13 protein-coding genes are annotated in these 13,594 nt (G+C 65.2%); 9 read left to right on the plus strand and 4 right to left on the minus strand.

Annotated features, from left to right (window positions below; all coding sequences use genetic code 11):
* Positions 1-144 precede the first annotated feature (144 nt).
* From OB2597_RS01480 to OB2597_RS01520, 9 genes are all read left to right on the plus strand, one after another.
* Positions 145-867 carry an alpha/beta fold hydrolase gene (locus OB2597_RS01480; RefSeq protein ID WP_009803730.1) on the plus strand — a complete coding sequence of 241 codons (723 nt, stop codon included), beginning with the start codon at positions 145-147 and terminating at the stop codon, positions 865-867.
* Positions 864-1,826 (plus strand): NAD(P)H-dependent flavin oxidoreductase, encoded by a 963-nt coding sequence (locus OB2597_RS01485; protein WP_009803731.1) that lies wholly within the window; start codon positions 864-866, stop codon positions 1,824-1,826. The genes OB2597_RS01480 and OB2597_RS01485 overlap by 4 nt, the downstream gene beginning before the upstream one ends.
* Positions 1,823-3,526, plus strand: a complete 1,704-nt coding sequence (locus OB2597_RS01490) for a class I adenylate-forming enzyme family protein (protein WP_009803732.1) — start codon at positions 1,823-1,825, stop codon at positions 3,524-3,526. The genes OB2597_RS01485 and OB2597_RS01490 overlap by 4 nt, the downstream gene beginning before the upstream one ends.
* A complete protein-coding gene (locus OB2597_RS01495) occupies positions 3,519-4,757 on the plus strand; it encodes an acetyl-CoA acetyltransferase (protein ID WP_009803733.1) in 1,239 nt (412 codons plus the stop codon). Before OB2597_RS01490 ends, OB2597_RS01495 begins: the two co-directional genes overlap by 8 nt.
* Before the next feature lie 65 nt (positions 4,758-4,822).
* Positions 4,823-5,830: a TRAP transporter substrate-binding protein gene (locus OB2597_RS01500; RefSeq protein ID WP_009803734.1), complete on the plus strand. Its 1,008-nt coding sequence runs from the start codon at positions 4,823-4,825 to the stop codon at positions 5,828-5,830.
* Positions 5,831-5,906: 76 nt separating this feature from the next.
* Positions 5,907-6,407, plus strand: coding sequence for a TRAP transporter small permease subunit (locus OB2597_RS01505; protein WP_009803735.1), 501 nt, complete (start codon positions 5,907-5,909; stop codon positions 6,405-6,407).
* A 3-nt stretch (positions 6,408-6,410) separates the two neighbouring features.
* Positions 6,411-7,724, plus strand: coding sequence for a TRAP transporter large permease (locus OB2597_RS01510; RefSeq protein WP_009803736.1), 1,314 nt, complete (start codon positions 6,411-6,413; stop codon positions 7,722-7,724).
* Between the two features lie 334 nt (positions 7,725-8,058).
* The gene (locus OB2597_RS01515; RefSeq protein ID WP_009803737.1) at positions 8,059-9,213 is read left to right on the plus strand and encodes an iron-containing alcohol dehydrogenase; all 1,155 of its coding nucleotides are present in this window, start codon (positions 8,059-8,061) and stop codon (positions 9,211-9,213) included.
* Complete coding sequence (locus tag OB2597_RS01520; RefSeq protein WP_009803738.1) at positions 9,213-9,650, plus strand: acyl-CoA thioesterase; 438 nt, start codon at positions 9,213-9,215, stop codon at positions 9,648-9,650. The genes OB2597_RS01515 and OB2597_RS01520 overlap by 1 nt, the downstream gene beginning before the upstream one ends.
* Here the strand turns inward: OB2597_RS01520 and OB2597_RS01525 are convergent.
* The 4 genes from OB2597_RS01525 to OB2597_RS01540 are packed head-to-tail and all read right to left on the minus strand — an operon-like array spanning position 9,647 to position 13,456.
* Positions 9,647-10,405: an SDR family NAD(P)-dependent oxidoreductase gene (locus OB2597_RS01525; protein WP_009803739.1), complete on the minus strand. Its 759-nt coding sequence runs from the start codon at positions 10,403-10,405 to the stop codon at positions 9,647-9,649. The genes OB2597_RS01520 and OB2597_RS01525 overlap by 4 nt on opposite strands.
* Before the next feature lie 3 nt (positions 10,406-10,408).
* The gene (locus tag OB2597_RS01530) at positions 10,409-11,920 is read right to left on the minus strand and encodes a tripartite tricarboxylate transporter permease (RefSeq protein WP_009803740.1); all 1,512 of its coding nucleotides are present in this window, start codon (positions 11,918-11,920) and stop codon (positions 10,409-10,411) included.
* Between the two features lie 3 nt (positions 11,921-11,923).
* Positions 11,924-12,406, minus strand: a complete 483-nt coding sequence (locus OB2597_RS01535) for a tripartite tricarboxylate transporter TctB family protein (protein ID WP_009803741.1) — start codon at positions 12,404-12,406, stop codon at positions 11,924-11,926.
* 60 nt (positions 12,407-12,466) lie between these two features.
* On the minus strand, positions 12,467-13,456 hold the full coding sequence (locus OB2597_RS01540; protein ID WP_009803742.1) for a Bug family tripartite tricarboxylate transporter substrate binding protein: 990 nt from the start codon (positions 13,454-13,456) through the stop codon (positions 12,467-12,469).
* Positions 13,457-13,594: the final 138 nt, after the last annotated feature.

Genomic DNA, 13,594 nt, shown 5'->3' on the forward strand with positions numbered 1-13,594 from the left:
TCACCCGAAATATCTGCAGATGACGTAGTTGAGCAGTTGGTTCTGGTGTCGTGCAGCGAAAAAATAAAACACTGTTCCGAAATTTTTGGTTTACGGAGGGATTTCTGCCTGTATGGTCTAGTAAAGATTTTATGAGGAATCGTGGTGAAACTGACCTGCATCCCCGGACTGTCGTGCACGGCCGATGTCTTCGGAGACGTCGCCGAGCGCCTGCGGGACCTGACTGTTCTGGACCTGCCCCGGAGTGCGAACTTCGACGAAATCGCCGACCTTCTGGCGCGCGACGTGCCGCGGGACACTGTGCTGTGCGGTCTCTCGATGGGGGCCTACCTCTCGTTGGCCATTGCCCGGCGAGTGCCGGAGAAGCTGCGCGGGATTGTCCTGATCAGCGGCTCCGCTGCGGCCGACAGCGCCGATGCCGCTGCACAGCGCGACAAGGCCGTCGCCTGGGCCAACAGAAAGGGCGTAAACGCGCTGGCGGCCGCACAGGCACACAACCTGCTGGCTCCGGCCAATCGCGAACGCGCAGACCTCAGGGAGAGATTGTTCGACATGACCTGCGCGATCGGGCTCGAGACTTTCGCGTTGCACCAGGCCGTCCTGGCCGGGCGGCCGGATCAACGCGAACACCTTGGGGAGATCACCTGCCCCACACTCATCCTCACCGGCGCCGAGGATACGGTGACGCCTCCCGAGGCCGCCCGCGTCATGGCGGATAACATCCCCGAGGCGCAGCTGCACCTTGTCGCGGGCGCCGGCCACATGCCCCCGATCGAGGCGCCGGACGCCGTTGCGGAATGCATCGCGGCATTCATGAGAGACCTGCCTGCAGCCGCCCGCCCCAAGACCGTCCAGGTGCCGACATGAGCCAGATCAGAGATCAACTCCGCCAGCTGCGGTTGCCCGCCTTCGCCGCACCCATGTTCCTGGTGTCCTCGCCCGAACTGGTCATCGCCACCTGCCGCAGCGGCATGGTCGGCACCTTTCCCGCCCCCAACCTGCGGACCAGCGCGGAACTGGGGGTCTGGATGACGCAGGTGAACGAGGGGCTGACCCGGCCGGCGACCGGAGACTGGCCCGTCGCCCCATGGGCTTTGAACATGGTGACCCATTCGACCAATCCGCGCCTGCCGACGGACCTCGAACAGGTGGCCGAGCATCAACCCCCGATCGTCATCACGGCGCTCGGCAGTCCGAAACCCGTGATCCCGACCGTGCATGGCTATGGCGGCATCGTCTTTGCCGATGTCATCAACGAAGAGCTGGCCCGCAAGGCCGCGGATGCCGGCGTCGACGGGCTGGTTCTGGTCTGTTCGGGCGCGGGAGGCCATACCGGCGATCTGAGCCCGATGGTGTTCGTAGAGCGGGTGCGCCGGTTCTTCGACGGATACATCGCTTTGGGTGGCGGCATCTCGTCCGGGGAGGCGATACTGGCCGCGCAGACGCTCGGCGCGGATTTCGGTTATATCGGCACCTCGTTCATCGCCGCGCAGGAGAGCCTGGCCGAAGATGAATACCGCCGGATGCTGGTCGAATGCACGGCGCAGGATCTGATGATCACCCGCGCCTTTACCGGAGCGCGGGCCAGCATGCTGATCCCTTCGATGATCCGCCAGGGGCTCGACCCGGCCGAGCTCGAGTTCAAGGTCGCGCAAAAGAACTTCACCGGGCGGAAGAACGAGAAGGTCAAGGCGTGGTCGGGCATCTGGGGGGCCGGCCAGGGCGTCGGCAGCGTCGAGAGGGTCGAACCGGCGGCCGCGATCGTCGATCGCCTGTCCGAAGAATACGAAGCCGCCCGCGCGCGTATGCGGGAGCTTGTCGCATGACCCGGCCCGTACCGTTCCCTGCGCAGGACATCGCCCGCTACCGTGCCGACGGCATGTGGGGCGACGCGACCATCCCCACCCTGTTCGCCGACACCGTCGCCCGCGTGCCGGACCGGCCCGGCCTGATCGATCCGCCGAACAGGGCCGCTCTGGACGGTCAGGCCCCGCGCCGCATGACCTACGGCGAAATGGCCGCCGAGGTCGACCAGTTGGCCGAGGCGTTGCGCGCTCAGGGGCTTGGCGCCGGGTCGCTGATCGCCACGCAGTTACCGAACGTCGCCGACCTGGTGCTGCTCTACCTCGCCATCGCGCGGATCGGGGCGGTTCTGTCTCCCATCTCGATTGCCTATCGCTCGGCCGAACTGGCCGCGGCTGCACGGATCGTGGATTTCGATGCCTACGTGTCGCTCGGCCGGCTCGCGGGGCGTCCGTATTACGAAGAGCGGTTCGACGCCCTGCCCGCCAGCGTGCGGCGCCTGGGTCTCGGAGGAAACCTTCCCGACGGGGTGATCCGGCTGGACGATGGCGTTCCGCGATCGGTGCAACCGCCCGCGCCGCGCTCGGCCGACGATCTCTTTTCGGTCTTCTGGACCTCCGGTACCGAGGGCGCGCCCAAGGCAGTTCCCAAGACCCACAACAACATGATGGCCTCCAGCCTCGGGGCGTGGCGAATCCTGGATCTGCCGGACGGCAGCAATATCCTGGCCCCCTTCCCCTTCGTGAACGCCGCCGCTATGGGCGGACTGATGATGTGCTGGATGCGCACCTGCGGTGCGCTCATCCTGCATCACCCGTTCGACCTCGACACCTTCGTCCGACAACTCGGCGAAGAGGAGGTGACTTACACGATGGTGGCCCCGACGGTTCTGGTGTACCTGCGCGAACGTTCCGACGACCCCGCCCTCGAAGCTGCCCTGCATCGGCTGCGCGCCATCGGCACCGGATCGGCCCCGCCCGACCCCGAGGTCTTCCGGTTCTTTCAGGACCGGTTCGACGTGCCTGTCCTCAATTTCTTCGGCTCGAACGAGGGCGCGCAGATGTGTTCGTCGGGCGAACGGGTGCCGGACCCGCGCAACCGCGCGCGGTTCTTCCCCCGTGACGGCGATGTGGACTGGCCCGGCGGAGAAGGCCGTCGTACGGCAAACGGCGGGTACTTCAAGCTTGTCGATCCTGTCACCCGTGCGCCGGTCACTCGCCCCGGCGCGATCGGAGAGATGATGATCACCGGGCCCTGCCTGATGCCGGGCTACTTCAGCCGAGACGGCTTCGATCGGACCAAGATCGACGACGACGGCTATTTCGCCACCGCCGACCTGTTCGAGATTTCCGCGTGCGGCAGCCTGATCCGCTTCCACGCCCGCGCGCGGGAACTGATCGTGCGGGGCGGGATGAAGATATCGCCGCTCGAACTGGACAACCTGATTTCGTCCATGCCCGGAATGCGCGAAGCCGCCGTCGCTTCCTATGCCGACGACCGCATGGGCGAGAAGGTCTGCGTCTTCGTGGTGCCGCAGGGCGACGCCTGCGTAACGCTCGCCGACGTGACCGCCTATTGCGATGCGCAGGGGCTGGCCAAGTTCAAGTGGCCCGAGCGCTTGATCACCCTCGAGGCTCTGCCCCGAACCCCGTTGTCCAAGCTGGACCGCAAGGCGCTCTCCCGCCTGCTCGTCCCGCAGCAAGAAGGAGCCGAACATGTCTGACGCCGTCTATATCCTCGGAGGAGCGCAAAGCGATTTTGCCCGCAACTGGTCGCGTGAGGGGCTGGGCATCCACGACATGATGGCCGAAGTCCTGTTCTCCGGCCTCGACGCCGCGAAACTGGAACCGAAGGATATCCAGAGCGCCCATATCGGCAACTTCACCGGCGAGCTTTTCTGCGGCCAGGGGCAGCTGGGCGGCATCTTCGCCTCGCTCCATCCTGACCTGTCGGGCGTCCCCACCTCGCGGCACGAGGCGGCCTGTGCGTCCGGTTCCATGGCGATCCTCGCGGCCGCGTCCGAGATCGAGGCGGGGCGGTACGACCTGACCTGTGTCCTCGGGCTGGAGTACATGCGAAACGTGCCCGGCAAGACCGCCGCCGACCATCTCGGCGCGGCGGCATGGCGGGGCCGCGAATACGACGACGTGAATTACGTCTGGCCCGCCGCCTTTGCCGACGTGATCGAGGCCTATTCGGAAAAATATGGCCGCGTCAGCTATGACCATCTGGGCGAGATTGCCCGGATCAACTATGAAAACGGCCGTCGCAATCCCAATGCGCAGACCCGCAAGTGGGAGTTCAACGACCGCAGCTTCACCGAGGATGACGAGGCGAACCCGGTCATCGAGGGCCGCGTGCGCCGCAACGATTGCGGACAGGTGACCGATGGCGCGGCCGTCGTCTTCCTCGCCTCGCGCCGCTACGCCGAGGAATACGTCAAGGCGCGCGGGATGAAGCTGTCGGACCTCGCACGGATCGACGGCTGGGGTCATCGCACAGCACCGATGACGCTGACCGACAAGCTGACCGAGAACCGAAATTCGCGCTTCGTCCTGCCCCAGATCAACACGGCCATCCGCGAATGCTTCGCGCGGGCCGGCATCGACAGCCCGTTCCAGCTTTCGGCAATCGAAACGCACGACTGCTTTGCCATGACCGAATACGCGGCGATCGACAGCTACGAGATCACCGCCCCGGGCGAGAGCTGGAAGGCGGTGGAGGACGGCACGATCGCTGCCGGAGGCCGTTTGCCCATCAACCCCTCGGGCGGTCTGATCGGGCTGGGCCACCCGGTCGGAGCCACCGGCGTGCGCATGATGCTGGACGGCTACCGCCAGGTCACCGGACAGGCGGCCGACTGCCAGGTCGACGGTGCCGAAAAGGTCGGACTGCTGAATATCGGCGGCTCGACGACGACGATCGCGACCTTCGTAGTGGGTCGACCGGGGTGACGCCCACCCCCGGCGTGAGCGCGCCGGGGCGACAGAAACCGAACACCTGACAGGAGGAGACAGGCATGTTCATCGACAAGATTACCAAATTGACCTTCGGGGCGGCGCTCGCCCTGAGCGTTGCCGTGCCACAGACGGCCAGCGCCAAGGAACTGGCTTTCGCGGTATTCATTCCCGCGGCCTCGCCCACGATCCGCGAGGTCTATCAGCCCTGGGTCGACTGGTTCAACGAACAGACCGAAGGCACCGACACCTCGATCAAGCTCTTTGCCGGCGGCACGTTGGGCCGCAACCCGTTGACCCAGGCAGACCTGGTGGCCAACGGCGTCGCCGATCTGACGCTGACGGTGCCGTCCTACACACCGGGTGTTTATCCCGACTATGACATCTTCGAGCTGCCGGGCTATGCCTCGAACACGGCCGAAGGCTCGACCGCGGTCAAGGAGATGTATGAGGAGGGCCTGCTGAGAGGCTACGAGGACTACTACATGGTCGCGGTATATTCCTCGGACGCCTACATGCTGCACAGCAAGCCGCCGATCGAAAGCTTCGAGGACATCAAGGACAAGAAGTTCCGCGTGGCCGGTCAGATCCAGACCGCCGTCATCGACGCCCTCGGCGGTGTGGCGCAGAACATGTCGGCACTCGAAATGGCCGAGAACATCGACCGCGGGCTGATCGACGGCGCGATGACCGACGCATCGGTCGCCAAGACCTTCCGGGTCGCGGATGTGGCAACGAACCACTATGACGCCAACCTCGGCATCCTGATCTTCGCGATCATCATGAACAAGGAGGTCTACGAAGAGCTCCCGCAGGAGGCCAAGGACGCGCTGGCCAAGTCGCGCCAGTTCATCATCGACCGCCAGATCGCGAGTTATTCCGCCGCCGTCGCCGCCAACAAGGAAGCCTGGGCGTCGGAGGACGGATCGACCTTGGTGGTGCCCAGCGAAGCCGACCAGGCCAAGATCGCCGAAGCGGTCAAACCGGTGGTCGAGATGGTCGGCGCCGAGGCGTCCGACGGTCTCATCGATGCCTATTCGGCCAAGCTGGAAGACATCCGCAGCCGCTGAGGCGCAGTTGACCCGCCGGTCCGGTGCGCCGGGCCGGCAAGTCCAACCATAGATGGCATCCAGGGCGGGGACGTTCATGCACCACATCGAAGCGATACTGATACGGGGATCGAGGTTGACCGCGTTCCTCGGCGCCCTCTTCCTGCTTCTGGTCGCGGGACTGTCGGTGGCCGACATCCTGGTACGGCAGATCACCGGGCGGCCGATCCACGGCGCCCACGACACGGCCGCCCTGCTGACGATCGTGATCGTGGCGGCCTGTTTTCCGGCAGGCCTGATGGAACGCCGCCAGATCAAGGTCACCCTGATCGAGGCCTTCGTCGGTCCGCTCGCCAACCGCATCATGCGGATCATCGGCGAGTTGGCGACCGGTTTCATGTTCCTCTGCATCGCCTGGTTCCTGACGCAGCATGCAATCAAGGTCTCGGGCCGGGCCGAGGTCTCGATGATCCTGCACTGGCCGGTCGGCCCCTGGTGGTGGGCTGCCGCGGTTCTCTTCTGGGCCTGCATCCCGGCCCAGCTCTACGTCATCATCGCCGAGATCATGGGCCGCGCGCCCGCAGCGGAAGAGGTCTGAACTTTGGAACCCTATCTCGTGGGAGTCATCGGCATCGTGGTGATGCTGGTCATGATATTCGCCCAGGTCCCGATCGGGGTGGCCATGGGAATAGCCGGGGTCGTGACGTTCAGCGTCATCCGGGGCAGCTTCGAGGCATCCCTGACCCTGTTCGGCACGGAGACCGTCGGAAAGATCGGCAGCCCCGAACTGGCCATTATCCCTCTCTTTCTCCTGATGGGGAGTTTCGCCACGGTCGGAGGGCTGTCCGGCGACCTCTACCGCTTGGCGCAATCCTTCATCGGGCATGTCCGTGGGGGTCTCGCCATGGCCACCATCGGGGGCTGCGCGGGGTTCGGCGCGGTCTGCGGGTCGTCCATCGCCACCGCCTCGACCATGACGCGTGTGTCGTTGCCGGAGATGATGAGCCGCAACTATTCGGAAAAGCTCGCCACCGGATCCGTCGCGGCCGGCGGGACCCTCGGCATGCTGATCCCGCCGTCGATCATCCTGGTCCTCTACGGCGTACTGACCGAGCAGTTCGTGAAGACCCTGTTCGTGGCCGCACTGTTGCCGGCGGTTCTTGCCGTCGCCCTGCATCTGGTGACGATTGCCGTCCTCGTGCGACGCAACACTGAAATGGGCCCCTCGGGCCCCCGCGAGAACTGGTCCGCCACCGGCGCCGCTCTGAAGCAGGGCTGGGCCGCGATCCTGCTGATGTTCGTCGTTACGGGCGGAATCTACGGCGGCATCTTCTCGGTCAACGAAAGCGCCGCAGTCGGAGCCTTCCTTGCCTTTCTCATCGCTCTTCTGCGCGGCCGCCTGACGCGCGCGAACTTCTGGTTGGCGCTGCGCGAGACCGCCAGCACCACCTCGATGATCTACCTGATGGTGATCGGCGCCTCGATCTTCACCTACGCAGTCACGGTATCGGGCCTGCCGCAGGTGATGGTCGACGGGATCCGGGCGACGGATCTGCCCGGGACCTGGGTCGTGTTGCTGCTCATGTTGATGTACCTGATCCTAGGGGCGATCTTCGACACGATCTCCTCGATGGTGATCACGATGCCCTTCGTCTTCCCGCTGATCCTCGATTACGGCTATGATCCGATCTGGTGGGGTGTCCTGACCATCATGGTGATCGAGATCGGGATGATCACGCCGCCGATTGGAATGAACGTCTTTGTCATCAAGGCGATGCTGCCCGACACGCGGATCGGCACGATATACTCGGGCGTCGCCCCCTTCATCGTGGCCGATATCATCCGCCTGGGCATCATCATCGCCTTCCCGGCGATCGCGCTTTTCCTGGTCGACTACTTCGGATTGCCAAGGTGACGCGAAGCCCCTTTCCGGAGATGGGCCGGCGGAGCGGGTCGATCAGCCCAGCGGATCCGGGGTCCGCGCCAGCCCCGTCACCTTGCACGAGGCGCCCCTCGTAAGCTCATCACGATCATGACCGTGGTGACTCGAAAAGATGCAAGGTCCGGTTGCGGTGTGGAAGCGCGCGCCTGCGGGCGCCGGATGCGGTGCGAGGTATCCTTCGGCGCGATTGGAGCGTAGATCCCGGTCCGGACAAATTGCCTCGGAGGGCGGGACAGGATAGACCGGTCGCGCGCGGCCCGCGCTCGCGATCGCGACGGGCTGGCGCACGAGAAACGGAGATCCGACCATGCAGCCATTCATCTTCAACACCACGAAGTCCATCGTCTTCCGGCCCGGCGCGTCGGCCGAGCTTGCCGATGTCGCCGGCTCGCTGCTCGGCGAGCGGGTGCTCTTCGTGACCGATCCGGGGCTGCGCGGTCTGGGGCTCTGCGACAAGGCGCTGGCGTCGCTGGAAGCGGCCGGGGGCGAGGTGGTCGTCTTCGACAAGGTCGAGGCCGATCCCTCGCGCGCGACGCTCGAGAAGGCGTGCGAGGCCGGGCGCGGCTGCACCGGCGTCGTCGGTTTCGGCGGCGGCTCGTCGCTCGATATCGCCAAGGTCGCGGCGCTGCTTCTGGGGTCGGGCGAGGATTTGGACGAGGCCTGGGGCGTGGGCCAGGCCAAGGGGCCGCGCCTGCCGCTGGTGCTGGTGCCGACGACCGCCGGCACCGGGTCCGAGGTCACGCCCGTCGCGATCATCACGGTCGGCGAAGAGGAAAAACGCGGGGTCTCCTCGCCGGTGATCCTGCCCGACATCGCCATCCTCGACGCGGACCTGACACTTGGCCTGCCGGCACCGATCACCGCGGCGACCGGGGTGGACGCCATGGTTCATGCCATCGAGGCCTATGCCTCTGCGAACGCCAACAACAACCCGCTGAGCAGGATGCTCTCGCGGGAGGCGCTGCGGCTTCTGGGCGGGAACATCCGGACCGTGGTAACGGATCCGGGCAATGTCGAGGCGCGGGGCGCGATGCTTCTCGGGTCGATGCTGGCCGGGCAGGCGTTCGCCAATTCTCCGGTCGCCGCGGTTCATGCGCTCGCCTATCCCATCGGCGGGACCTTCCACATCCCGCACGGTCTCTCGAACGCGCTGGTTCTGCCGCATGTGCTGCGCTTCAACGCGCCCGACGCCCATGCGCTCTATGCCGAGATCGCGGCGGATGCATTCCCCGCCCTGGCAGAGGTCGAGGGCGCGCAGGCCCGGTGCGCGGCCTTCATCGAGGCGCTCGCGGATCTCGCGGTCGAGCTCGGCATGCCGACCCGGCTGCGCGACGTCTCGATTCCCGAGGATGCGCTGGAAAAGATGGCATCGGATTCCATGCTGCAGCAGCGGCTTCTGGTCAACAACCCCCGCCCCGTGTCCGAAGCGGATGCGCTGGCGATCTACCGGGCCGCCTGGTGATGCCGGCGCCCCGTCCGCGCCGTGCCGACTACGTCGCCTTTCGGCAGCTGCAGACCCGCTGGATGGACAACGACATCTACGGGCACATGAACAACGTCGTGCACTATTCGCTGTTCGACACGGCGGTGAATGGCTGGCTGATGGATCAGGGGCTGCTCGATCCGAAGACCTCGGACAGCTACGGACTGGTGGTGGAGACGGGCTGCAAATATTTCGCCGAGATGCAGTTCCCCGACCTCGTCCATGCGGGGCTCAGGATCGCGCGCATCGGCGGCTCTTCCGTCCGGTTCGAGATCGCGCTGTTCCGCAACGAGGACGACGAGGCCGCGGCCGAGGGCTTTTTCGTCCATGTCTACGTCGGCCGCGACACGCACCGACCGGTCCCGATCGATGGCGCCCGTCGCGCGGCGTTCCAGACCCTGCTGGTCGAGGCTTAGTCGGCGGTCCAGCCACCGTCGAGCATGACCGAGGAGCCGGTCATCAGGGCCGATGCGTCCGAGGCGAGGAAAACCGCGGCCCCCACGATGTCCGAGGGTTGTCCGATGCGGCCGAGCTTGATCTTGGACAGCACCTGTTCCTTGAAGGCGGGGTCTTCGAAGAAGGGCGCCGTCAGCGGGGTCTCGATGAAGGTCGGGCAGATCGTGTTGACCCGGATGCCCTGCGGGCCCAGTTCGACCGCAAGTGCCCGGGTGAACCCCTCGACCGCCCATTTCGACGCGCAATAGAGCGTGCGGTTCGCGGCGCCCACGTGGCCCATCTGGCTGGACATGGTGATGACCGAGCCCGTCACCGCATCCTCCAGCATCCGCGAGACGACGGCCCGGGTCATCAGGATCGTCGCCCGAACGTTGAGGTCCAGGACCGCGTCGATATCTTCGTCCACGACCTCGGTCAGCGGTTTCGGGCGATTGGTCCCCGCGTTGTTGAGAAGGATGTGGTAGGCCTCGCGATCGGCGAGCGCTGCCGTCACGGCCGCCTGATCGGTAATGTCGAGTGGCATCACATCACAGGTCCCGCCAGAGGCGCGGATCTCCTCCGACAGCGCGTTCAGCTCTTCCTGCGAACGGGCGCAGAGCGTGACCTCGGCCCCCGCGGCGGCATAGCCCAGGGCGATGGCACGACCGATGCCGCGCCCTGCCCCCGTCACCAGGGCGCGGCGCCCGTCCAGGCGGAATGTTGGCAGGTCGGTCATGGCTCAGCCCTCCGGTTTCGGATTGTTCCGACGTTTCAGACGTTTCATCACGAAGGGTACAAGCACGGCGAGGATCAGCGCAACCACCAGCCCCAGCGAGATGGGCCGCTCGAGAAAGATCGTCAGGTCGCCGCGGCTCAGTTGCCATGTGCGCAGCAGGTTCCCCTCCATCATCCGGCCCAGCAGCAGGCCGATGACCATGGCGACCACAGGATAATTGTAGTGTTTCATGATCAGCCCGAGGATCGCGGCCGCCGCCAGCGTGATCGGGCCGACCATGGAGTTGGACACGGCGTAGCTGCCCAGCACCGTCAGCGTCGTGATCACCGGCAGCAGGAACTTCAGCGGGACCTTCACGATGGTCACCGCGACCCGCAGGAACAGCAGCCCCAAGCCGGCCAGCAAGAGCGCCTGGACCAGGTTCCCGCCGATGATCGCATAGACCACGTCCTTGTTATCCGAGATGAACCGCGGGCCGCCGGTGACATTGTGCATGGCGAAGGCGCCCAGCATGATCGCCGTGCCGGCGCCCCCCGGAATGCCGAGCGCCAGCAGGGCGACCATCGACCCGCCCTCGGAGCTCGAGTTCGCCGCTTCCGCGGCAACGACGCCCTCAGGGTGACCGGTCCCGAATGCGTCCCGGTTGGGCGACCGGCTGCGGGCGTAGGAATAGCTGACCAGGTTCGCCACGGTCGAGCCGACCCCCGGCACTGTACCGACCAGCGATCCGATCAATCCGCCGCGAAGGACCAGATACCAGTTGCGGAAGGCCTGGACGAAACCGCGTGCGATCAGCGACAGCCGCACCTCGCGGGCGCCCGCATCCGCCACGATGTATTCGCTCTTGACCAGGGCGAAGATCTCGGACGCGGCGAAGAGCCCGATGATCGCTGCCGTTGTCGATATGCCGTCCAGCATCCAGATCGAGCCCATCGTGCCGCGCATGACCCCGGAAGAGCTCATGCCGATGGTGCCGATCATGAGACCGAGCGCCCCGGCCAGAACGCCGCGCCAGAAATACCTGCCCGACAGTGCGGCGATCAAGAAAAGGCCGGCCAACGCGATCAGGAACAACTCGGGCGCGCCGAGTTTCAGCACCAGCCGCGAAATGGGTTCCAGGATCACGAAGAGCAGCGCATAGCCGATCACCGTGCCCACGGTCGACGCAGCCAGCGCCAGGCCGAGCGCCTCGTTGTGCCGTCCCTGACGGGACATAGGATAGCCGTCGAAACATGTGGCGATGGCAGCGGTGGTGCCCGGGACGTTCATCAGGATCGCCGGGACCGACCCGCCGAACCCGCCCCCGGTGAAGATGGCGGTGAGGAACAGGATGGCCGACAGGAAATCCATGTAGAGCGTGAATGGCAGGAAGACGGCCATGGCGATCGGCACGGAAAGGCCCGGCAGAACGCCGAAGACAAGCCCGATCAGCAGCCCGACCGGGACGACTGCCCAGGCGAAGGGATTGCTGGCGAGAAGCGACAGCGCGTCGCTGAAAGCGGCAAGATCGATCATGTCTCAGAGCACCAGCGTCGGAATGGGAATGGAGAGCATTTCCTCGATGGCCCAGACGGGCAACAGCCCAGCGGCGAGTGAGAAGGCGAGAACGATGCGCCAGTCACGGGCCCCCTGCAACACCATGCTGAGGGCGACATAAACCACCGTGGCCACGTCGAAACCGATCACGGGCATCAGCAGGACATAGACCGCCAAGAGCCCTGCGGCGATCGGAGTGCCGTATTTGGCGGCAAAGGTCGTTCGCGGAATGTCGGAAACCGGGGCGAGGTCGGTGCCCCGCGCGATCCGGCGCGCCTCGGCCACCGCGAGGACCAGGATCAGCGCCAGAGAGAATGCGGCGGCGGGGCCGATCAGAAGCATGTTCTGGACCTTGGCCTGCGCCGTCCACGCGTCGATCACGTACCAGATGCTGAAAGCGGCGAAGGCGGCAAGCAGGGCAAGGTGCCCTGCCCCGCCGGTCAGGTGGCGCGTAAGCCGTCTCATGTCATTCCCCCTCCCGGAACGTAGCGCGAGGGCGATCTGCCCCCGCGCCGTCGTCATGTCTTATTGCAGGGCATCGATATACTGTTCGAACACCTCGTAGCTCTGGTTCAGCGATGCGGCCGTAGCCTCGGGACCCATCCATTGACCACCGATCTGGCCCTCGGCGATGAAGGCCTTGAAATCCTCGCGTTCCAGCATCCGGCGGTAGGCGTCCTTCAGTTGCTCGTAGGTTTCCGGGTGGTTTTCGAAAAAGCTCTGATGCACCGTGAAGGTCCGCAGGTCGGCGGCCAGCAGCGGGATCTCGACGTCGTAGTTCGCGAGTACCTCGTTGATGTTCGGTGCCGCCCAGCGTTCGTCGGGCTGCTCCTTGATGACGGCGAGCGGGCGCACGTCTTCCGCAATGACGCTGGATCCGAGCGCGGAGATCACCGAGAATGTCACCTGGTTGCCCGCTAGTGCGGTCCGCATCGGCGCTCCGCCGTCATAGCTGATGAAGTTCACCGCATCCGCCGGCAGACCGAGCCGTTCGAGCATCACAACCGTGGCAAGATGTCCGCCGTCGCCGTTGATGATGGCCGAGCTCGCCTCGCCCGGATTTTCCTTGATGAAGTCGATCAACTCCTGCCCGGTCTGGAACGGCTGGTCCTTGTTCACCAGGATCACGTAGTAGTCCTGCCACTGCCCGTTTATGAAGTGGAACTTGTCCCAATCCAGCATTCCCTGGCCCCGAAGGATATTCGAGATCAGGTACGGGTTGATCGGCGAGACCAGCGCAACGGAACCGTCGTCGGGCTGTTGCAGGAAGTAGGTGTGGCCGAGGGCTCCGCTGCCCCCCGGCCGGTTCATCACGGTCACCGGCACCCCCAGCTCTTCGGGCAGGAACTGGGCGATGGCTCGGGCCATGCGGTCGGCCGATCCGCCGGGGTTGAACGGCACCACGATGGTCAGCCGGCCCGGCTCGTAGCTTTCTTGTGCGACCGTCGGAGCGGCAAGCATCGACAGTGCCGCGATCCCGCCGAGAACGGCTCTTCTTCCCATTTTCAGGAACATGGAATTCCTCCCTATATAGTTTCTCCCTCCGGACTGATTTGTCCGGACCATAACGATGGGAAGCTATTGATTGCATACAATACGTCAAGTATAAACTTTCGCAGGGTTACAAAATGCAACTTTGCATACAAGGACCAC

It is taken from the genome of Pseudooceanicola batsensis HTCC2597, assembly GCF_000152725.1.
Classification (GTDB): Bacteria; Pseudomonadota; Alphaproteobacteria; order Rhodobacterales; family Rhodobacteraceae; genus Pseudooceanicola; species Pseudooceanicola batsensis.